We start from the raw sequence: 21,082 nt of genomic DNA, 5'->3' as shown, positions 1-21,082 counted from the left end.
AACAAGGTTGAGCCCCATGAACGCACCGATCAAATCCCCGCCTCGCCCGGTCACGCCACCCATGCAGCGTCCGACGCCAGCTGAATCGCCCTCGCTGAGCCAACGGCTCGCGCCCGGTGGCGCACGTCGAACCGAACTCGGTCGCTCCACTGCAGCATGGCCGCAACCCACCCCCAACGAGGCGCTGAACGCCGACGGGCTGTTTTTTTCGCAGCTGCTGGTGGCGCCGGTCAGCGAAGAACCCGATCAGTCTGGCTACGGCGGCAGCGGTTTCAGCCTTTTACCTCCCAGCGATGGCGTGCCGACCCAGCTGATCGGCGAACTGGCCGCGCGCCTCCCCGCTCAACCCGACGGCCCTTTCAACGTTACCCTGCTGATGCCGAATCTCGGCAAGGTCCAGGTCAACGCCAGCAAGCGTGACAATCAATGGAGCGTCGAACTCGGCTTCGCACGCCGCGGCGTGCTCAAGCGCGTTCAGCCCCATCAACGTGCCTGCGAAACCGCGCTGGCCGAGGCCTTGGGCCACGACGTCGACCTGTCATTCCACGAGGACCTCCCTGCATGAACGCCCTGACCTTCCGCCCGATCCCGGCCGCTGTCGCACACTTCAGCCGCGCGTTGGGCGCCGGGGCCACCCTGGCCTTCAGCGCCCAGGGCATGCCGGGCACGCTCACGTTGCGCCCCCTGACCGGAGACACGACTGCGGTACCGCCACTCGACCGATTCACCAGCGCCCTCGGCGTGTTCGGGCTGAGCGACGCCGAAGCCCTGCTCAGCTTGCTCGGTGAGTTGCCGGTCAGCCTCGCCGGTGAGGCACAGCCCTGGTACTGGGAGGTGCTCAATCAGCGATTCAGTCCGGTGATCGCGGAACTGCTTTCGCCCCTCGCGCCACTCAGCATTGACACTGCATGGCCAACGACTGCCGTGACCTGTCGGATTCAGCTGCAATTGGGCGAGCAATCCCTGAACGGGCTGCTCCGCGCCGAAGCCGATGTGCTGCTGCGCTGGCTGCAAGGTGCTGACTGGCAGCGGACTCGGCAGAGCCTGGACGCGCAATGGCCGGTTCATCAGCCGCTGACCCTGGGCGAACTGTCCTTGAGCCTTGCGCAGCTTCAGTCACTGCAACCCGGTGATGTGTTGCTGCCAACACTCAGCCATTTCGACAGCGAAGGCCAAGGCCACCTGCCACTGGGCGGACGGCAATGGGCCGTGCAGACCGACCGCCACGAACGCCAGCTGTATGTACGGCTCAGCCACGAGGAAAACCTGGAACATGGCCAATGAAGCGCTTTACGACGAAGAGCTGGAGCCCCTGACCGACGAGGATCAGGATGCCTCGCCCGAGGCTGAGCACGCCTATGCCGACGACAGGCAGGCCTCTGACGAACGCCCTGCCGCAGACGACTGGGCCGACCCCGCTGCCGACCCGACCGAAGCGGCCGACGACGCGCCCCCAGCCGACACCCTTGCCCCTGATCCCATCGACACCCTCGACCCCCTCGACCAATTGCCCATCGCCCTGACCCTGCGCTGCGGCCACTTGGCGCTGACCCTTGGCGACCTGCGGCACATCGCGGCCGGCACCGTGCTGGAAGTCAGCGGCGTCGCCCCTGGCCATGCCACCCTGTGCCATGGCGACCGGGTGGTGGCGGAAGGCGAATTGGTGGACGTCGACGGTCGCCTCGGTCTGCAAATCACCCGCATGGCGTCGCCCGCATGATCATGGACGGGATGAACCCGGTCATGCTGGCGCTGTTTCTCGGCGCGTTGTCACTGATCCCGTTTCTGCTGATCGTCTGCACGGCGTTCTTGAAGATCGCCATGACCCTGCTGATCACCCGCAACGCCATCGGCGTGCAGCAGGTGCCACCCAACATGGCCATGTACGGCATCGCGCTGGCGGCCACAATGTTCGTCATGGCCCCGGTGGCCCACGACATTCAGCAGCGGATTCACGAACACCCGCTGGAAATGGGCAGCACCGAAAAACTGCAAGCCAGCGCCAGCACGGTCATCGAGCCGTTGCAACGCTTCATGACCCGCAACACCGACCCCGACGTCAGCGCCCACTTGCTGGACAACACCCAGCGCATGTGGCCCAAGGACATGGCCGACCAGGCCACCAAAAACGACCTGCTGCTGGCGGTCCCGGCCTTCGTGCTCTCGGAGTTGCAGGCCGGGTTTCAGATTGGCTTTCTGATCTACATCCCGTTCATCGTCATTGACCTGATCGTCTCCAATCTGCTGCTGGCCCTGGGCATGCAGATGGTCTCGCCGATGACCATTTCCCTGCCGCTGAAACTGTTGTTGTTCGTGCTGGTGCAAGGCTGGACCCGCCTGCTCGACAGCCTTTTCTATTCGTATATGTGAGGCGGCGATGGAAGCGTTGGCGTTGTTCAAACAAGGCATGTTTCTGGTGGTGATCCTCACCGCGCCGCCCCTGGGGGTCGCAGTGCTGGTGGGGGTAATCACGTCGCTGGTGCAGGCGTTGATGCAGATCCAGGACCAGACCCTGCCCTTCGGCATCAAACTGGCGGCGGTGGGCCTGACCCTGGCCATGACCGGGCGCTGGATCGGCGTCGAGCTGATTCAGTTCATCAACATGTCATTCGACCTGATCGCCCGCTCCGGAGGCATGCATTAGATGCCCTTCGACGCGCAGGGGCTGTTCGAACTGATGCTGGGCATGGGCCTGGCGGCCGCGCGACTGCTGCCGTGCATGATTCTGGTCCCGGCGTTCTGCTTCAAATACCTCAAGGGCCCGCTGCGCTACGCCGTGGTGCTGGTGGTGTCGATGGTCCCCGCCCCGGCCATCAGTCGCGCGTTGTCGTCCCTGGAAAACGACTGGTTTTCCATTGCCGCGCTGCTGCTCAAAGAGGCGGTGTTGGGCACCCTGCTCGGCCTGCTGCTGTACGCGCCGTTCTGGATGTTCGCCTCGGTCGGCGCTCTGCTCGACAGTCAGCGCGGCGCCTTGAGTGGCGGCCAGTTGAACCCGGCTCTCGGGCCTGACGCGACCCCGCTGGGCGAGCTGTTTCAGGAAACCCTGATCATGCTGGTGATCCTGTCGGGCGGCCTGTCGCTGATCACCCAAGTGATCTGGGACAGCTACCAGGTCTGGCCGCCCACTGCGTGGCTGCCGGGCATGACCGTCGAGGGCCTGGACCTGTTCCTCGAACAGCTCAACCAGACCCTGCAACACATGATGCTCTACGCCGCGCCCTTCATAGGCCTGTTGCTGCTGATCGAAGCGGCGCTGGCGATCATCGGCCTGTACGCGCAGCAGCTCAACGTGTCGATTCTGGCGATGCCGGCGAAGAGCATGGCCGGGATCGCCTTTCTGCTGATCTACCTGCCGACCCTGCTGGAACTGGGCAACGGCCAGATTCTGCAACTGGCGGAGCTCAAGCATCTGTTGACACACCTGGTGGCGGTGCCATGAGCGAAAAAACCGAAAAAGCCACGCCCAAACAACTGCGCGATGCGCGGGAGAAAGGCCAGGTCGGACAGAGTCAGGACCTGAGCAAATTGTTGGTCCTGCTGGTCGTCAGCGAGGTAACGCTGGGCTTGGCCGATGAAAGCGTGGCGCGGCTGCTGCATCTGCTGTCGCTGGCATTTCAGGGGATCGGCAAGCCGTACATGCACACTCTCGAACAGGTGGCCAGCGAAGGCGGGTCAGTGCTGGTGGGCTTCATTCTCAGCAGCGTCGGCATTGCGGTGTTGATGCGCCTGGTCGGCAGCTGGATGCAGATCGGCTTTCTGTTCGCGCCCAAGGCGTTGAAGATCGACCTCAACAAGCTCAACCCGTTTGCCCACGCCAAACAGATGTTTTCGGCGCAAAGCCTCACGACCTTGCTGCTGAGCATCCTCAAGGCGGTGGCGATTGCGGCAACGCTGTATGCGGTGGTCAAGCCGTCACTGGGGGCACTGATTCTGCTGTCCAACACCGACCTCACGACCTATTGGCACGCGCTGCTGCAGCTGTTTCGCCACATCCTTCGGGCAACCCTTGGACTGCTGGTAGTGATCGGCGTCGTCGACTTCGCGTTGCAGAAGTACTTCCACGCGAAAAAGCTGCGCATGAGCCATGAGGACATCAAGAAGGAATACAAACAGTCCGAGGGCGACCCCCACGTCAAAGGCCACCGCCGGCAACTGGCCCACGAACTGCTGAACCAGGCGCCGACCGCGCCACCGAAGCCAGTGGAAGACGCCGACATGCTGGTGGTCAACCCGACCCACTACGCCGTCGCGCTGTATTACCGACCGGGGCAAACGCCATTGCCGCTGATTCACTGCAAAGGCGAAGACGACGACGCCCTGGCCCTGATCGCACGGGCAAAAAAGGCCGGGATTCCGGTGGTGCAAAGCATCTGGCTGGCGCGCACGCTGTACAAGGTCAAACCCGGCAAACACATCCCCCGCCCGACGCTGCTGGCCGTGGCACACATCTATCAGGTCGTGCGGCAACTGGAAGAGGTCACGGATGAGGTGATTCGGATTGAGGAGGAGTGATCCCTCGGCCGGCATTTATTCAGCGGGAACGCAGGTTGGCGGCAATTGTGTGAAATGGTCGCTCGATGCCTGGACGCCACAGTGGCGTGAATCGGTCGCATGACGCCTGGACGCTGCGGTATGTGTACGAGCCGCCGGAGGCACGACGGCCGCGATAGCGGTGGAACAATTGCTGAAGTGCGGTCTGACACACCGCCATCGCGGCCGTCGTTCCTCCGGCGGCTCCTACAGAGATTGTGTTCATTCAGCGGGAACGCAGGTTGGCGGCAATTGTGTTGATCGGTCGCACACCATTCGGACGCCACAGCGGCGTGAATCGGTCGCATGACGCCTGGACGCTGCGAAATATGTAGGAGCCGCCGGAGGCACGACGGCCGCGATAGCGGTGGAACAATTGCTGAAGTGCGGTCTGACACACCGCCATCGCGGCCGTCGTGCCTCCGGCGGCTCCTACAGGGATTATGTTCATTCAGCGGGAACGCAGGTTGGCGGCAGTTTTGTGAATCGGTCGCATGACGCCCGGACGCCATAGGCGCTTGAATTGGTCGCATGACGCCCAGACGCTGCGAAATGTGTAGGAGCCGCCGGAGGCACGACGGCCGCGATAGCGGTGGAACAATTGCTGATGTGCGGTCTGACACACCGCCATCGCGGCCGTCGTCCCTCTGGCAAACCCTTGAACCGTGCCGCCTGTTGCCGCGCTTACGGCATGGGTCGAGTTTCCTGGGACATGAATTCGGTGATGCGCGCGCGGAGCCAGCGTTCGGCAGGGTCGTTGTCGTGCACGCCGCTCCAGACCATCGACAACTCGGCGGGTTCGATGGGGAACGGCGGGTCTTCAGCCCGCAAAGCGCAGCCTTCAACCAGCGCACACGCTGCGTAATCCGGAACGGTCGCGATCAGCTCGGTCCCGGCCAGCAAGGCACGCAGCCCGCTGAATTGCGGCACGGCGACCACCACCTTTCTCGCCCGCCCGACCTTGGCCAGATCGAGGTCAATGTTGCCGCTCAGGTCACCGGAAAACGACACCATCGTGTGCGGACGTGCGCAGTAATCGTCCAGGGTCAAGGGCTCCGGGCGCTTGTCCCCTCGCAGTACCTTGCAGCCGATGTCCCGGAGTTTCTTGCGTTTGGCGTTCGCCGGTAATTCGGTGGTGTAGCTGATGCCCACCGAAATCTCGCCCGACGCCAGCAGCGCGGGCATCAGCAGGTAGTTGGCGCGGCGCACCACGACGATGATGCCCGGAGCCTCGTCCCTCAAACGTGACAACAGCGGCGGGAACAGCCCGAATTCCGCGTCGTCTGACAAGCCGATCCGAAACACATCGCTGCTGGTCGCCGGATCGAATTCCTTGGCCCGGCTCACGGCGCCGGAAATGGTGTCCAGCGCCGGTTGCAGCTCCTTGAGGATGTCCAGCGCCCGGGCAGTGGGTTCCATGGCCCGTCCGTTACGCAGCAGCAGGGGGTCGTCGAACAGATCGCGCAGGCGAGCCAGCGCGGCGCTGATGGCGGGCTGGCCCATGAAGAGCTTCTCGGCGACCCGCGTCAGGTTCCGTTCGAACATCAGTGCCTCGAAGATGACCAGCAGGTTCATGTCGACGCGGCGCAGGTCGTTGCGATTCATGGATCGGTTTCCGAAATGGACGTAATGAAAAGGACGCGCGGGCAACCCCCGGCGAATCAGGCATTCATATATCAGGCAAAGCCCGTGCCGACTTGAACGCCTGTGCTTTTCACCCTGCTGTCTCGCTCCCTGTTCAGCAGAAACGGACCCGCCTGTCGAAGCGACCGGATGGCCTCAACCGGCGCACGCCAACACCTGCCCATTGGCCCGGCGCCAGTTGAACGGCGTGATGCCCATCACCCGAGTGAAAACCCGGGTGAAATGCGACTGATCGGCGAAGCCGCAATCCAGGCTGATCTGGGAGATGGTCAACGCCGACTCACTCAACAATGCCCGCGCCCGGTCCAGGCGCATCTGCAGGAACCAGTCCCTTGGCGACACGCCGGTGTTTTTCTTGAACGCCCGGGAAAAATGACTGCGTGACAGCGAACACTCGCTGGCGATCCGGGCGATCGACAGGCCTTTGTCCATTTGGCTGGCCATCAGATCCTTGGCCCGCCGCTCCTGCCAGGGAGACAACGCCACGCGCTCGGGCGGGGATTCGGTCTGGAGTGGGTCCGCGCCCGAAGCCGCCCGGGAGGTGATCTCGCGTACGACTTGCTCAAGCAGCCGTTGCTCGCCATCGGGCAATGCACGCAATGACGCCAGCAACGCGTTGTACAAGGTCGAGTCGATTGCATTCATTCCGGGCTCTCCAGATCGCAGGGGTCGGTTCTGGAGTCTGGGTCGGCACCGCCTTAAAGTCCTTCTCGGGGTATTAAATGTTCTGAAGGGTTAATAAAGCATCAGCGTCGATGACCGGCGCCAGACAGGTTCAGGACGTTTAAGGACAGGCCCAAGGACGTAAGCGTGCACGCAGGTTAGGGTTCGCAGAAGCCGAGGCACGGTTCGTTGCGAGGGACGCACGTGACCACCCGATACGTTGCAGGAATCTCGATCCCCGACAGCGCGATGGCCCGCGCGGCGGCCGAGTTGATGCGCGCGACCCAGTCCGACTTGATGTTCGACGCCGCCCGGCGCACGTTCGTGTTCGCCAGCCTGATCGGTCAAGGCCGCGAACTGGGGTTCGAACCCGACTTGCTGTACGTCAGCGCATTATTCCTGCGCATCGGCATCACGACCCTCTATCGACACTCGCAACAACGTTTCGAGGTCGACAGTGCCAACGCCGCTGCCCAGTTTCTACACGGCTATGGCCGCTCCCGCGATGACATCGCGCAGGTCTGGGACGCCATCGCTCTGCACACCACGCCTGGCATTCCCCAGCACAAGCCAGCGTTGACGGCGCTGCTCGCGGCGGCCGTGGAAACCGACCTGCTGGGCACCCACGGTCCGGCGCTGTGCCCCGGCGTCCTGGCGAGCGTACTCAGTGCCTTCCCCCGCGAACCGGGTTTCAAGATCAAATTCCTGCATGCGCTGGCCGAAGGGCAATTGCACCGCCGCCCCAGCACGGTCGGCACGGTCAACGCCGACGTGCTGTCGTTTCACGACCATCGGCTGCTCGCAGGCGGGTTCTGCGAACGGCTGCTGGCGTCGACATGGCCCTATTGAGGCCCGCCCGGCAGCGGCCGTTCTGCCCAAAGGTCAGAGCAACGGTTTGAGCGTCGGCCACACGTTTTCCAGCAAGAAAGGCTGGGCGTCCGCGTTGGGGTGCAGCCCATCCGCCTGGGTCATGGACGGCACGCCGCCGACGCCCTCCAACATGAAGGACACCAGCGCAGCGTCCGTTTCCTGGGCCACTTTCGGGTACACCGCAGCAAAGGCTGTCGTGTAGCGCCCGCCGTAGTTCGGCGGGATTTTCATGCCCAACAGCAGCACTTTAGCCCCGGCTTTCTGGGACTGGCGCACCATGTCAGTAAGGTTTTGTTGCAATTGAGCGGGCGGCTGTCCTCGCAGGCCGTCATTGCCGCCCAGTTCGAGGATCACCAGCGCCGGCTTATGCTCGGCCAGCAATGCCGGCAGCCGGGCCTGGCCACCGGCACTGGTGTCGCCACTGACCGACGCGTTCACCACCTTATCCTTGAAGCCCTGCTCTGCCAGGCGCTTTTCCAGCAGGCTGACCCACCCCACACGGGTATCCAGGCCGAAAGCCGCGCTGATACTATCCCCCACGATCAGCACCGTGCCTGCCATGGCTCCTTGAGACAACAGCAGCAAACCCAGGCCAGCACTTAAAAACCACGCACGCATCGGATTCTCCATGAGCGAAAGTATTCTCAGTGCTCGGAACCTCAGCAAAGTGGTCCCAAGCACCGAAGGTGACTTGACCATCCTGCACGAACTCTCCCTGGAACTAAACAAGGGCGATACCCTGGCCATCGTCGGGGCGTCCGGTTCCGGCAAATCCACCCTCCTCGGCCTGCTCGCCGGTCTCGACCTGCCCAGCGCCGGCGCCGTCACGTTATCGGGTCGTAACCTCAGTGAGCTGGACGAGGACCAGCGTGCCAGGGTCCGCGCCGAGCACGTCGGGTTCGTGTTTCAGTCCTTCCAATTGCTGGACAGCCTCAACGCCCTGGAAAACGTCATGCTGCCGATGGAGCTGGAAGGCCGCAAAGACGCCCGCGAACGGGCACGGCATCTGCTGGACCGGGTCGGCCTGGGGCAGCGCCTGACCCACACCCCCAAACAGCTGTCCGGTGGTGAACAGCAACGCGTGGCCATCGCCCGCGCCTTCGCCGCCGATCCTGACGTGCTGTTCGCCGACGAACCCACCGGCAACCTCGACAGCCACACCGGCGAGCGCATCAGCGACCTGCTGTTCGAACTGAACCAGGAACGCAATACCACACTGGTGCTGGTCACCCACGATGAACGCCTGGCCCATCGCTGCCGGCGCCTGATCCGTCTTGAAGGTGGCCGACAGGTCGCCCCCCTGGAGCCTTGATGGCACGCCTGCCCTTTACCCGTCTGTTGAGCCTCGCCGCCCGCCAGCTCCTGCGCGACGCCCGCGCCGGGGAGCTGCGGGTGCTGTTCTTCGCGTTGGTGATCGCGGTTGCCGCCAGCACCGCCATCGGCTACTTCGGCTCGCGGCTGAACAGTGCGATGCTGCTGCGGGCCACCGAATTTCTTGGCGCAGACCTGATTCTCAGCGGCTCGACCCCCGCCAAACCGGAGCAGGTCGAGGCTGGCACCGCTCTCAAGCTCGACCATTCGCAGATCGTGATCTTTTCCAGCGTGATCGCCACCGACAACGGCATCCAGCTGGCGAGCGTCAAGGCGGTGGACGGGGCGTATCCGCTGCGCGGCGAGCTGAAAAGCGCCGCCGCGCCGTATGAACCCGAAGTCAGCGGCGGCGAACCGCAACCCGGCGAGGCCTGGGCGGAAGCGCGCATTCTAGTAGCGCTGAACCTCAAGGTCGGCGACAGCATCGACGTCGGCTCCACGACGCTGAAACTCACCCGCGTGCTGACCTACGAGCCCGACCGTGCCGGTAATTTCTACAGCTTGACGCCCCGGGTCATGATCAATATGGCCGACCTGGAAGCGACGAAGGTCGTGCAGCCGGGTAGCCGGGTCAACTTCCGCGACCTGTGGCGCGGCACGCCCGAGACGCTGGCGGCTTACCGCAAGGCCATCGAACCTGACCTGGCAGCGAATCAGAAAATCGACGACGCCCGCGACGGCAATCAGCAGATCGGCGGTGCGCTGGGCAAGGCCGAGCGCTACCTGAACATGGCCAGTCTGGTCGCCGTGCTGCTGGCCGGGGTTGCGGTGGCGTTGTCGGCGGCGCGCTTTGCGGTTCGGCGATTCGACGCCAGTGCGCTGTTGCGCTGCCTGGGCCTGTCGCGCAACGAAGCGCTGGTGTTGTTCAGTCTGCAACTGGCGATGTTGGGGATCGTCGCCAGCATGTCCGGCGCCCTGCTCGGCTGGTTTGCCCAATTGGGGCTTTTTCACTTGCTGGAAAACCTGCTGCCCGCGCAAGTCCCGCCCGGCGGCTGGCTACCCGCGCTGGCGGGGATCAGCACCGGCTTGATCGCCTTGGCCGGGTTTGCCTTGCCGCCGCTCGCCGCGTTGGGTCGTGTGCCGCCGCTGCGGGTCTTGCGTCGCGACATGCTGCCGATGCCCGCCAGCACTTGGCTGGTCTACGGCGCGGCATTGCTGGCGCTGGGCCTGATCATGTGGCGTTTGAGCCTGGATCTGCTGCTGACCTTCGCCCTGCTCGGCGGTGGCCTCATCGCAGCGGCGATCCTGGGCGGCGTGATGTTGCTGGCGCTGCAAAGCCTGCGCCGATTGCTGGCCAACGCCTCATTACCCTGGCGATTGGGGCTGGGTCAGCTGCTGCGTCACCCGATGGCCGCCGCCGGGCAATCCCTCGCGTTCGGCCTGATCTTGCTGTCCATGGGCCTGATCGCATTGCTGCGCGGCGAGCTGCTCGACACGTGGCAGAACCAGCTGCCGAAGGACGCGCCGAATTATTTCGCGCTGAACATCGTGCCCACCGAGCGCGACCACTTCGCCCAACGCATGAGCCAGCTGTCGACCCACAGCGCGCCGCTCTACCCGATGATTCCGGGACGTCTGATGAGCATCAACGGCGAGCCGGTGAGCAAGTTCGTGACCAAGGATTCCCGAGGCGAGAACGCCACCCAACGCGACCTCAACCTGACCTGGTCAGCCCAGCTGCCGGAGGGCAATAGCATCACGGAAGGTCAATGGTGGGGCGAGCAACTGCCCGCTGCCGACGCCGTTGCGGGCGTCTCGGTGGAGACCCGGCTGGCCAAGAGTCTGAACATGAAACTCGGCGACACCCTGAGCTTCGTCATCGGCGGCGCCACCCACGAGGTGAAAGTCACCAGCCTGCGGGACATCAACTGGGACACGTTCCAGCCGAACTTCTTCGTGATCTTTCAGCCCGGCACGTTGCAGAACGTGCCGACCACGTACCTGACCAGCTTCTACCTTGCACCCGGCCACGATCAGCAGATCGTCGAACTCTCCCGGGCCTTCCCGGCGGTGACGATCCTGCAGGTCGAGGCGTTGCTGGAGCAGCTGCGCAGCATCCTCGATCAGGTCACGCTGGCGGTACAGTACGTCCTGTTGTTCGTGCTGGCGGCGGGCTTGTCGGTGCTGTTTTCCGGGTTGCAGGCCACGCTGGACGAACGCATCCGGCAAGGCGCGCTGCTCAGGGCGCTGGGGGCGAATCGGGCGTTGCTGATCAAGGCGCGACGGATCGAGTTCGGCCTGCTGGGCGCGGTCAGTGGGGTGTTGGCGGCGCTGGGGTGCGAACTGGTGAGTTTCGTCTTGTACCGCTACGCGTTCAGCCTGGAATGGTCACCGCATGCGTGGCTGTTATTGCTGCCACTGATCGGCGCCCTGCTGGTGGGCGGCGCGGGCGTGTTTGGTACTCGTCGTCCGCTGAATGCCAGCCCGCTCACCGTGTTGCGCGAAGGATGAGGTCGTGAGGCGGGGCGAGTCGACGCGCCCGCCTCCATGGCCGATTAGCGATTTCTCACGCTTTCGAGGCCTGGGTCGAGCCCGCTGAAGCCCCGCGGGCCAGCCGTTTGCCGGACCGACGCAAGTGGATTATCTGCGCGATCACCCCAACGACCAGCGTTACACCGATCAGCCCCAGCGCGCCCTTCAACAACGGCGACTCAGGATCGGTGACGATAGGATGCCCGTCCGGCACCCGGCGCAAGGTCTCGGACACGGTGGGCACCATGAGCAGAAACACCGTCAGGCTCAGCAGAACCGTTTCAAGGTACACCCGCGCCCGCCCCAAGGCGCCGACGTAGCCGACGCCATACCCGGCGAGCAGCAGAACGAGGGTCGCAGCACCGATCACCGGACTGACGGCCTGATGGGCGACGAGGAACACGGTCAACGCGCCGATCAGCATGAAGACGAAATACGCAAGGCCAGCCCGAGACCGTGGCACGATGCGCCCGTGCTTGATGAGCATGTAGGCGGCCAGCGGGATGGCGGGCAGGCTGCCGATGGTGTGAACCCAGCCGAGCGGGGAGATTCCGAACATGAGGTGTGTCCTGTCTGATGGGATGATGCGCACAACGACCAGACACCGAAATCGCACAGCGCGCTTCGGTGCAACGGGGTTGAGGGGTTATGATCTCGGCGCTCAGATTAGGTGAAGGTGCAGTCAGACGGACATGACGGATTTACTGGAAAACTTGATCATTCTTCCGGAAATGCAGCTGGAAGGGTTGGCGGCGGGCGACCTGCTGTCGCAAGTGCTGGCGCAGATTCGCCTCACCGGGGACCGGGTCTACACGTCCAGCGTGGCCCAAGGGGAACGTCTGGCGCTGGATAAAAAAAGCGCTCATGTTTGCGTGTTGCAAACCGGACGGTTGCGCATCGAGGGCGCCGATCGACAGACGATCAGCGTCGAACAGGGCGACCTTCTGCTGCTGCCCCACGACGCGTCTCTGGTGACGATCACAGCAACGGACGGCCCCGCCACACTGGTCATCTGCCGATTCTGGTTCGACGCTGGCAGCTTTCAGGCGATGCTGTTCGCCATGCCCTGGCTGATTCACATCGGCCAGGCCGATGCAGCGCCCTGGTCGGAAGGCATCCTGCACTTCATGCTGCTGGAAGCCAACGATACCCAGCCCGGCGGCGCCCTGATGATCTCGCGGCTCATCGACCTGGTGGTCATCCGCATCCTGCGCACCTGGGTGCAACAGGGACTGGCCTCCGGCTGGCTGGGCGGGCTGTCCGACGAACGCATCGCTCGCACCTTGCGCGCCATCCACGAAAAACCCGGGCAACAATGGAGGATCGACGCTCTGGCTGCAGTGGCCGGCATGTCGCGGTCGAGTTTTTGCGATCGCTTCACGGCGCTGGTAGGGCGATCGCCGCTGCGCTATCAGAACGAATGGCGGCTGACGCTCGCCAAAACCATGCTCTCGAAAAACAACGCGCGCATCGGCGAAATCGGCTTCGCCATTGGCTATGAATCCGAAGCGGCGTTCAGTCGGGCTTACAAAGCGTTCTTCGGACGTACGCCCCGTGATGACAGTGGGCGGAGCGCCGGGGACGCCAGTTGAGTGCCGCCCATGTGCGCGAACGCATTCGCGAAGAGTGGGCAAGTCAGGATGCAGCGGCGGCCCCGACGCTCGAAACGCGCCGAGGTCGATTCGAAACCCGTGCTATTCGTCTGCACCATATCTGATCGCGCTCACGTACCAGATCGCCTCGCCACTGGGCGTCTGGACGACGACCTCGTCACCCTCTTCTTTCTTCAACAATGCCCGCGCCATGGGGGCATCGATGGAGATGTAATCCAGACGCCCGTAAATCTCATCGTGGCCGACGATGCGAAAGCGCTTGGTCTGTTCCTGATCGTTTTCGATCTCGACCCAGGCCCCGAAAAACACCCGGCCCTCTTGCTCAGGCGAGTAATCCACGACCTTCACGTCCTCCAGCCGCTTGCGCAGATAACGCACGCGCCGGTCGATTTCCCGCAGCAGTTTCTTGTTGTATTGGTAGTCGGCGTTCTCGCTACGGTCGCCGAGGGACGCCGCCCACGTCACCTTCTGCGTAATCTCCGGGCGATACACCCGCCACAGATGGTCCAACTCCGCCTTCAAGGCAGTGTGGCCCTCTCTGGTTATGATGTTCGTCGCCATGGCCGGGCCTCTCGAAAGAAAGCCGCTAGCTTACGGCGCTCCAGGCGCCCCAGCAAATGAGCGACGCCTACCCCGTCGATCATTCCGCCGCGCGCCGGTTAAGGCTGGCGACGACTGTCCGCAGCCGCCCCTGCGCGTTGGATTCGCTTTCCACACTGCACCCGCGTCGCGCCCAAGCTTCTTGACGATGCTGAGGTCCGTGAGCGTGACGAGCTGACCGACCTTGCCGCCAGCACTCCGGCAGGGACTGACGCAGCCGAACGGTTTTCCGAAAAATCCCGCCCTACGCTGAATTATTTGGTGTCCTGATGTATCTGATCGGAGAGAGCGGTGCCACCACTACGATGGCATCCACACGCTATACCGATTCCGCAATTGAGTGACCCGTATGAAATTAGGCAAGAAGAAAGTCAAACCGATTGGCCTGCAGGACATCACCATCGTCGACGACGCGAAGATGCGTAAGGCGATCACCGCAGCCGCCCTCGGTAACGCCATGGAATGGTTCGACTTCGGCGTGTATGGATTCGTCGCCTACGTCCTCGGCAAGGTGTTTTTCCCCGGCGCCGACCCTGGCGTGCAGATGGTGGCCGCGCTGGCGACCTTTTCCGTACCCTTTCTGATTCGCCCGCTGGGCGGCCTGTTTTTTGGCGCGCTGGGTGACAAATACGGCCGACAGAAAGTCCTCGCGGCGACCATCGTCATCATGTCCCTGAGCACCACGGCCATCGGCCTGATCCCCTCCTACGCCTCGATTGGCATCTGGGCACCGATCCTGCTGTTGCTGGCAAAAATGGCACAGGGCTTCTCGGTAGGCGGCGAATACACGGGCGCGTCGATTTTCGTCGCTGAATATGCCCCGGATCGCAAACGCGGCTTCTTGGGCAGCTGGCTGGACTTCGGCTCCATTGCCGGTTTTGTCTTGGGCGCGGGCATCGTGGTGATGATTTCCGCGGTGATCGGCGAAGAGCAATTCCAGGAATGGGGCTGGCGTCTGCCGTTTTTCCTTGCCTTGCCCCTGGGCATGCTCGGGCTGTACCTGCGTAATGCGTTGGAGGAAACCCCGGCGTTTCAGCAGCACGTTGAAAAGCTCGAACAAGGTGACCGCGAAGGCCTGTCCCACGGCCCGAAAGTGTCGTTCAAGGAGGTGGCGGTCAAGCATTGGCGCAGCCTGCTGACCTGTATCGGCATTGTCGTCGCAACCAACGTTACGTACTACATGCTACTGACGTACATGCCGAGTTACCTGTCGCATAACCTGCATTACAGCGAAAACCGCGGCGTCCTGATCATCATCGCGATCATGGTCGGCATGCTGTTCGTGCAGCCGCTGATCGGCTTCATCAGCGACAAGATTGGCCGCAAACCCTTCATCATCATCGGCAGCATCGCGCTGTTCATCCTGGCGATCCCGGCGTTCATGCTGATCATCAGTGGCAAGATCGGCCTGATCTTCGCCGGGTTGCTGATCCTGGCAGTGGTCCTCAACTTTTTCATTGGCGTGATGGCGTCCACCCTCCCCGCGATGTTCCCTACGCACATTCGCTACAGCGCCTTGGCCAGCGCTTTTAACGTGTCAGTGCTGATCGCTGGCGTGACCCCGACGCTGGCAGCCTGGCTGGTGGAGACGACTCAGAATCTGTACATGCCGGCGTACTACCTGATGGTGGTGGCGGTGATCGGGCTGATCACAGGCGTGACCATGAAGGAAACCGCCAACAAACCCCTTCGCGGCGCAGCCCCGGCAGCCTCCAATCTTGAAGAAGCCAAAGAGCTGCTGGAGGACTACCACGACAACATCGAACAGAAGATCGAAGACCTCGATCAACAGATCGCGGAGCTGGAAGCCAAGCGCAAAGACCTGGTGCAGCAACATCCACGGATCAACGAGTAACGCGGAATGCGGCGAGTCAGGCGACGCGATGTCGGCTGACCTACCGCCTCGCGGCCGTCGTGCCTCCGGCGGCTCCTACGGGGATTGTCGGCGTATAGGAAATCCGCGAACTGCTGTCCGCCTGATTGAGACAATGGCATTGACCCCCTTCGAGATCATGTAGGAGCCGCCGGAGGCACGACGGTCGCGAAGCGGTTTATCAGGCGACACGATGTTGACTGACCCTCCCCCTCGCGGCCGTCGTGCCTGCGGCGGCTCCTACGGGGTTTTTCGGCGTATAGGAAATCCGCGAACTGCTGTCCGCCTGATTGAGACGATGGTATTGACCCCCTTCATCATCATGTAGGAGCCGCCGGAGGCACGACGGCCGCGAAGCGTTTTATCAGGCGACACGATGTTGACTGACCCTCCCCCTCGCGGCCGTCGTGCCTCCGGCAGCTCCTACGGGGATTGTCGGCGTATTGATAACCCACGAACCGCCGTCCGCCTGATTCGGGCATTGGAACCGACCACACCGCGATCGTGTAGGAGCCGCCGGAGGCACGACGGCCGCGAAGCGGTTTATCAGGCATAGACCCGATGGCCACCGCAGCGCATCCCACTTTCACCCAATTGCAAATCTGCGCCACTTCTTCCCGGCATCGCGACACATCTTCTCACAGAGGTTTTCTCACCCTCCTCACGGTGTTAGCGTGCAGGCCGTTCTGATCGAACGATCAGAAATCTTCTCAGACCGCCTGCAAAGGAATGCCCTCGCAATGAATGTGCCTTTCAAGAAACTCGCAACCGCCACCTTGATGCTGGCCAGCCTTTCGACGTTTGCCTCGTACGCGCATGCCAACCTCACCGCCCAGCAGGGCACGGCGATTCTGGCGTCGGTCAATGGCGTGTCGGTCAAGAACTTCAGGCAATTTCTCGACCGCGTCGGCAAAAGCGAGCTCGCCAAAACCGACAAATTGATCCCTGCCATCACTGCTTTTCTCGACGAAAAACCGCTGAGCGCCGAGCAGCAGAACGAGATTCACCGTCTTCTCGGTCTGTACGCCCGCGCGAAATATGGCGCGGCGGCGACCGAGACGTTGCGTGAACTGGTGGCGATCCCCACCGTGCGCAAGGACGGCGTGCCCCAGCACGAGAACCCTGAATTCATCAAGATCGCCGAGAAGATCAAAAGCCTCGCGGAGTCCTTCGGCCTGAGCTTCCGCAACATCGACAACCGGGTCTACGAAATCACCCTCGGCGGTACGGGCAAGGAAGTGGTCGGGATTCACGCCCACGCCGACGTGGTGCCGGTGACGCCGGAGAACTGGGTGCTGGAGGACGGCACGCACCTCGACCCGTTCAAGGTCACGCTGATCGGCGATCGCATGTATGGCCGAGGCACTGAGGACGACAAGAACGGCATCGTCGTGGCGTTGTACGCGATGAAGGTCATCAAGGAAGAAAAGCTGCCACTGGCGCGCACGTTCAAGCTGCTGGTCGACACCACCGAAGAAACCGCAGGCGACGCAATTCCCTATTACTTCGAGCGCAATCCGGTGCCCGATTACAACCTGGCGCTGGACGGCAGTTACCCGGTGGTCATCGCCGAGAAAGGCTACGGCACGGTGATGGCGACCTTTGCGCGCCGCGCCGCCGAGGGTCAAGGCGCCGAGGTGACGTCGATGACCGGCGGCATGGCGACCAACCAGATTCCATCGCGTTCGGTGGCCACCTTCGTGACCGACCAGCCCGAAGCCTTGGCGGCTGACCTGCAAAAGGCCGGTGTCGATTACGTGCAGCACAACGGCGGCAACTTCGACATCGCGGCCAAGGTCGAGGGCAAGGGCGTCACCCTCACCGTGTCCGGCGTGTCGGCGCACTCCTCCGAGCCGCAATCAGGGGTCAACCCGGTGGCGCGGATGCTGGGTTTCATCAACAGCCTCGATGGCAAGGTCGCGCTCAAGCACAACGCGATCACTGACGCGGCCCGCTACGCGGCGGACAACTGGGGGCTGGATTACCTTGGCAGCAAACTGGGCGTGGGGTTTTCCGATGCTTTCATGGGCCCGCTGACCGCGTCGCTGACCTACGTGGCCCAGGATGACAAAGCGTTCAAACTCGCGGTCAACCTGCGCGTGCCAAAAGGCAAGTCGCCGGAGGCGCTCAAGGCTGACATCGCCAAGAAGCTCGACGCCTGGACCCAAAGTGGGCACATCACCCCGGCGTTCGACGTGTCGATTGCCGAACCGATGTACCGCAATCCGGAAGGCGAATGGGTCAAGGCGCTGCTGGCCGTGGCCAGTGAAAACCTGAACATGCCACACACCTTCGGCACGTCCGCTGGCGCCACGTCGGTCCATGAACTCCCCAACGGTGTGCAGTTCGGCCTGGCCCGGCCCGACGTCAAATACACCGGCCACACCGACAGCGAATTCAAGACCACCGAGCAGTTCTTGCTGGACTTGCAGATCGTGACCGAAATGTTCGGGCGGATCGGGCAATTACCAACATTGTGAGCTTGTAGCTTTCGGGTTCGACCGGGGGATGGCGATCCAGCGGACGCAGTGAGTCAGTGAGGGATGAATTGACTGACACACCGCCTCGCTGCCGTCGTGCCTCCGGCGGCTCCTACGGGGATTGTTGGCGTCCTGGAACTCCGCGAGGTGTTGTCCGCCTGATTGGAGCATTGAACCGAATACAACGCGATCGTGTAGGAGCCGCCGGAGGTACGACGGCCGCGAAGCGGTTTATCAGGCGACGGGGTGTTGACTGACACACCGCCTCGCTGCCGTCGTGCCTCCGGCGGCTCCTACGGGGATTGTTGGCGTCCTGGAACTCCGCGAGGCGTTGTCCGCCTGATTGGAGCATTGAAACCGACCACACCACGATCGTACAGGAGCCGCCGGAGGTACGACGGCCGCGAAGGCGCACTACAGGCGTCAGTCGACTAACGATCCATCCTGTTCAATCATTAACGCCTTCATCTCTTCAAAATGCCGACGTGAAAAATCGGTGATTTTCTCCCAGCCCTTCGCGGTTTTCTCTGCCACGTCATCCGACAGCACGCGCAGCGGCTGGCCGGTCGACAGCGCGGTGACGTAGATCTGGCAGGCGCGTTCCAGGGTCCAGATGTCGTCGAACGCTTCGCCGATGGTTGGCGCGATGACCATCACGCCGTGGTTGCCCATGAGCAGACGGCGTTTTCCGTCGAGCATCCCGGCCAGGCGCGCGCCTTCGGCTTCGGTGTCGGCCATGCCGCCGTACAGGTCATCTACCGCAATGCGGTTGAAATAGCGCGCGGTGTTTTGGTCGATGGGCGGCACCTTGGGTTGGGCCAGGCAGGCCACGGCGGTGGTGTAGACCGGGTGCAGGTGCAGCACCGCGCGGGCGTCCGGCAGACGCTGATGAATCTGTCCGTGAATCGACCACGCGGTGGCGTCGACTTCGGGATGATCGGCGCCGGCCGGGTCATCGGCGTTCAGCAGCAACAAGTCGCTGGCGCGGATACGGGAGAAGTGTTTCCACTTCGGGTTGATCAGGAATTGCTTGCCATCGGCGGAGACGGCAGCGCTGAAATGGTTGGCGACCGCTTCGTGCATGCCCAGATGGGCGACGATGCGAAAGGTCGCAGCCAGATCGATGCGTGCCTGCTCTTCGAGTGATAACGCCATGAATCAGGTCTCCACAGGGCATGGCCCCACCCAGGGATGCGGCACACGTGACAGGCGGGTGTCAGGGTTTCGGCATCAGCGCCGCAATGTCTTCTTCGGTCGCGGCTTCAAAGTTGTACTTCTTCAACAGCGCTGCGTATTCCGGGGTGGCGCGATATTTGGCCAAGGCATCGACCAACGCTGTCTTGACCGCGTCATTGCCCTTCTTCACGCCGAAGCCGTTCAGCACCGGATAGATCAGGCTGTCGGAGGAAATCACCACGCGGCTGCCCAGCTTGTCGACCACGCCACGGGCCACGGCGGCGTCGGTGATTTGCGCTTCCACCGCGTGGGCCAACATCGCCTGTGTGGTTTGCGGATCGGTGGCGTATTCGCTGATCGCGATCGGCTGCAGACCGTTTTTTACGCAATATTCATCGGAGAGTTTGTGCATCTGTTGCAGCCAGGAGGTGGCCGCCATGGAGCCGATCTTGTGGCCGCAGAAGTCTTCCGGGCGCTTGGGCTGGTATGTGCTGCCCTTGACTGCCAGGATCGATTCCCCGCTCTTCAAGTAAGGGATCATGTCGATGACTTTCACTCGCTCGGCGGTGATGTACATCGACGAGTTGACGACATCGAAGCGGCCGCCTTGCAGACCGGTGATCAGGTTCGGGAAGCGCGTGTCGACGGTGTCTACCTTGCGCCCCATGACCTTGCCCAGGCCGTCCATCAGCTCGATGTCAAAGCCTGCCGGACGGTTGTTGTCCATGTACTCATAGGGGAAGAACGTCACATCGGAACCGGCGATGATTTTGCCGTCCTGCTGGAAGGCCGAGGCCGCCAGCGAGGTCATCGCAAGCGCTGCGCCAACCAGGCTCAGGGCAATAGGGCGAACAATCTGGTGCAACGCTGTCATGGTGAATCCCCGCAAGGTTGAGAGAAGTTAGGCAGTGGCTCGGTCTTGCCCGGCCTGTTGCACGAAGAAAGAGGCACCCCGGGGCTTCTGCGGCAAGCGCATGTGGTTCGCCGTAGAACGCACCAGGCCACTTTCCTGACCGGCCACCATCAGGCCGGCGTGCTCACTGGGCAGAGGGTTTTCGCCGAATGGCAACGCGTCTTCGGCGGCGTACACGCCGATGAACAGGGTGCGCGGCAGTTCGGTCTCGTTAGGGCTTGAAGCGTGAAGCAGCCGCGTGTGCATGAAGCACACGGAACCGGCCGGGCCGAAGCAGGCCACGGGCGCCTGACAGTGCTCTTCGACGACCGCGTCGTCCACGGCACCGGTGAAACGCTGGTCGTGCCAATGGGACCAGAGCGGCCCTGTGTGACTGCCGGGGATGACGTTCAACGGTCCGTTTTCCGGGGTCACCTCACTCACCATCAGCAACGCGGTGACAATGTCGTCGTTGCTGTGGGGCGTGAACAGAAAGTCCTGGTGCCACTTCACCTGGGTCGCGGTGTGGGGCAGTTTCGAATTGATCTTGCTGTGGTGAAAACGCGCGCCGTTGCCGCCGATCAACTGTGCGGCGATCTGCGCCATGCGTGATTGCAGTGCGGCCTGATAATAAGCAGACGAAATCTCCGTGGGCGAACTGACCCGGCGCAGCGACGGGTGATCGGCGCGGTGGTCGCCTTCGAGGTCGAAACGCGCCCGACCGTCGAGGGTTTCGCCCCAGCCTTGCGCGTGTTGGCGGCTCTCTTCCACCCATTGGTCGAAGTCATGCTGCAACGCCGCCACTTCGTCTGCCGAGAGTACGCCTTCCACCACCAGAACGCCGTCGCGGTGGAACTGCTCAATCTGCGCTTGCTCGATCATATGCTTACCTTTTTTC

General features: G+C 62.8%; 21 protein-coding genes. 13 read left to right on the top strand and 8 right to left on the bottom strand.

The window, feature by feature from the left end:
* Positions 1 to 16: 16 nt before the first annotated feature.
* Genes B3N48_RS22030 through sctU form a run of 7 tightly spaced genes read left to right on the top strand, consistent with a single transcriptional unit; the run spans position 17 to position 4,512 of the window.
* Positions 17 to 565 carry a type III secretion system HrpP C-terminal domain-containing protein gene (locus B3N48_RS22030; protein WP_296187374.1) on the top strand — a complete coding sequence of 183 codons (549 nt, stop codon included), beginning with the start codon at positions 17 to 19 and terminating at the stop codon, positions 563 to 565.
* A complete protein-coding gene (locus B3N48_RS22025; RefSeq protein ID WP_296187373.1) occupies positions 562 to 1,284 on the top strand; it encodes a type III secretion system protein in 723 nt (240 codons plus the stop codon). The genes B3N48_RS22030 and B3N48_RS22025 overlap by 4 nt, the downstream gene beginning before the upstream one ends.
* Entirely contained in the window at positions 1,274 to 1,720 is a 447-nt protein-coding gene (locus B3N48_RS22020; protein WP_296187372.1) for a FliM/FliN family flagellar motor switch protein, read from the top strand. Before B3N48_RS22025 ends, B3N48_RS22020 begins: the two co-directional genes overlap by 11 nt.
* Positions 1,717 to 2,370 (top strand): type III secretion system export apparatus subunit SctR, encoded by a 654-nt coding sequence (gene sctR, locus B3N48_RS22015; protein ID WP_296187371.1) that lies wholly within the window; start codon positions 1,717 to 1,719, stop codon positions 2,368 to 2,370. Before B3N48_RS22020 ends, sctR begins: the two co-directional genes overlap by 4 nt.
* A gap of 7 nt (positions 2,371 to 2,377) precedes the next feature.
* Positions 2,378 to 2,644, top strand: coding sequence for a type III secretion system export apparatus subunit SctS (sctS, locus tag B3N48_RS22010; RefSeq protein WP_296187369.1), 267 nt, complete (start codon positions 2,378 to 2,380; stop codon positions 2,642 to 2,644).
* Complete coding sequence (sctT, locus tag B3N48_RS22005) at positions 2,645 to 3,439, top strand: type III secretion system export apparatus subunit SctT (protein ID WP_296187368.1); 795 nt, start codon at positions 2,645 to 2,647, stop codon at positions 3,437 to 3,439. It abuts the gene before it with no gap.
* Entirely contained in the window at positions 3,436 to 4,512 is a 1,077-nt protein-coding gene (sctU, locus tag B3N48_RS22000; RefSeq protein WP_296187367.1) for a type III secretion system export apparatus subunit SctU, read from the top strand. Before sctT ends, sctU begins: the two co-directional genes overlap by 4 nt.
* Positions 4,513 to 5,214: 702 nt before the next feature.
* On the opposite strand, the gene B3N48_RS21995 is transcribed toward sctU, so the two are convergent.
* The gene (locus B3N48_RS21995; protein ID WP_296187366.1) at positions 5,215 to 6,135 is read right to left on the bottom strand and encodes a LysR family transcriptional regulator; all 921 of its coding nucleotides are present in this window, start codon (positions 6,133 to 6,135) and stop codon (positions 5,215 to 5,217) included.
* A 174-nt stretch (positions 6,136 to 6,309) separates the two neighbouring features.
* Positions 6,310 to 6,819: a helix-turn-helix domain-containing protein gene (locus B3N48_RS21990; RefSeq protein WP_296187365.1), complete on the bottom strand. Its 510-nt coding sequence runs from the start codon at positions 6,817 to 6,819 to the stop codon at positions 6,310 to 6,312.
* 222 nt (positions 6,820 to 7,041) lie between these two features.
* On the opposite strand from B3N48_RS21990, the gene B3N48_RS21985 reads away from it, so the two are divergent.
* Positions 7,042 to 7,686, top strand: coding sequence for a phosphohydrolase (locus tag B3N48_RS21985; RefSeq protein ID WP_296187364.1), 645 nt, complete (start codon positions 7,042 to 7,044; stop codon positions 7,684 to 7,686).
* A 33-nt stretch (positions 7,687 to 7,719) separates the two neighbouring features.
* Here the strand turns inward: B3N48_RS21985 and B3N48_RS21980 are convergent, their stop codons facing one another.
* The gene (locus B3N48_RS21980) at positions 7,720 to 8,325 is read right to left on the bottom strand and encodes an arylesterase (RefSeq protein WP_296187362.1); all 606 of its coding nucleotides are present in this window, start codon (positions 8,323 to 8,325) and stop codon (positions 7,720 to 7,722) included.
* Positions 8,326 to 8,335: 10 nt separating this feature from the next.
* On the opposite strand from B3N48_RS21980, the gene B3N48_RS21975 reads away from it, so the two are divergent.
* Together B3N48_RS21975 and B3N48_RS21970 are read left to right on the top strand one after the other, a co-directional pair.
* Entirely contained in the window at positions 8,336 to 9,019 is a 684-nt protein-coding gene (locus tag B3N48_RS21975) for an ABC transporter ATP-binding protein (RefSeq protein WP_296187361.1), read from the top strand.
* Positions 9,019 to 11,529: an ABC transporter permease gene (locus B3N48_RS21970; RefSeq protein WP_296187359.1), complete on the top strand. Its 2,511-nt coding sequence runs from the start codon at positions 9,019 to 9,021 to the stop codon at positions 11,527 to 11,529. The genes B3N48_RS21975 and B3N48_RS21970 overlap by 1 nt, the downstream gene beginning before the upstream one ends.
* Positions 11,530 to 11,584: 55 nt before the next feature.
* On the opposite strand, the gene B3N48_RS21965 is transcribed toward B3N48_RS21970, so the two are convergent.
* Positions 11,585 to 12,109, bottom strand: coding sequence for a hypothetical protein (locus B3N48_RS21965; protein WP_296187358.1), 525 nt, complete (start codon positions 12,107 to 12,109; stop codon positions 11,585 to 11,587).
* Positions 12,110 to 12,242: 133 nt separating this feature from the next.
* Here B3N48_RS21965 and B3N48_RS21960 point away from each other — a divergent pair, with 133 nt between their 5' ends.
* Positions 12,243 to 13,142, top strand: coding sequence for an AraC family transcriptional regulator (locus tag B3N48_RS21960; protein WP_296187357.1), 900 nt, complete (start codon positions 12,243 to 12,245; stop codon positions 13,140 to 13,142).
* Between the two features lie 102 nt (positions 13,143 to 13,244).
* Here the strand turns inward: B3N48_RS21960 and greB are convergent, their stop codons facing one another.
* Entirely contained in the window at positions 13,245 to 13,724 is a 480-nt protein-coding gene (gene greB, locus B3N48_RS21955; RefSeq protein ID WP_296187354.1) for a transcription elongation factor GreB, read from the bottom strand.
* 388 nt (positions 13,725 to 14,112) lie between these two features.
* On the opposite strand from greB, the gene proP reads away from it, so the two are divergent.
* A complete protein-coding gene (proP, locus tag B3N48_RS21950; RefSeq protein WP_296187353.1) occupies positions 14,113 to 15,618 on the top strand; it encodes a glycine betaine/L-proline transporter ProP in 1,506 nt (501 codons plus the stop codon).
* A 758-nt stretch (positions 15,619 to 16,376) separates the two neighbouring features.
* Positions 16,377 to 18,116 (top strand): dipeptidase, encoded by a 1,740-nt coding sequence (locus tag B3N48_RS21945; protein ID WP_296187352.1) that lies wholly within the window; start codon positions 16,377 to 16,379, stop codon positions 18,114 to 18,116.
* 423 nt (positions 18,117 to 18,539) lie between these two features.
* Here the strand turns inward: B3N48_RS21945 and B3N48_RS21940 are convergent, their stop codons facing one another.
* The 3 genes from B3N48_RS21940 to B3N48_RS21930 all read right to left on the bottom strand — a co-directional run bounded on the left by B3N48_RS21940 (position 18,540) and on the right by B3N48_RS21930 (position 21,066).
* Positions 18,540 to 19,271, bottom strand: coding sequence for a class II aldolase and adducin N-terminal domain-containing protein (locus B3N48_RS21940; RefSeq protein ID WP_296187351.1), 732 nt, complete (start codon positions 19,269 to 19,271; stop codon positions 18,540 to 18,542).
* Positions 19,272 to 19,332: 61 nt separating this feature from the next.
* Positions 19,333 to 20,166 carry an ABC transporter substrate-binding protein gene (locus tag B3N48_RS21935; protein ID WP_296187350.1) on the bottom strand — a complete coding sequence of 278 codons (834 nt, stop codon included), beginning with the start codon at positions 20,164 to 20,166 and terminating at the stop codon, positions 19,333 to 19,335.
* 27 nt (positions 20,167 to 20,193) lie between these two features.
* Positions 20,194 to 21,066 carry a phytanoyl-CoA dioxygenase family protein gene (locus B3N48_RS21930; protein ID WP_296187349.1) on the bottom strand — a complete coding sequence of 291 codons (873 nt, stop codon included), beginning with the start codon at positions 21,064 to 21,066 and terminating at the stop codon, positions 20,194 to 20,196.
* Between the last annotated feature and the right edge of the window lie 16 nt (positions 21,067 to 21,082).

The sequence above is a fragment of the Pseudomonas sp. UBA1879 genome, from assembly GCF_002338065.1.
Classification (GTDB): domain Bacteria; phylum Pseudomonadota; class Gammaproteobacteria; order Pseudomonadales; family Pseudomonadaceae; genus Aquipseudomonas.
The sequence above is the reverse complement of the archived record's forward strand: the minus strand, read 5'-3'. Positions and strand labels throughout refer to the sequence as shown.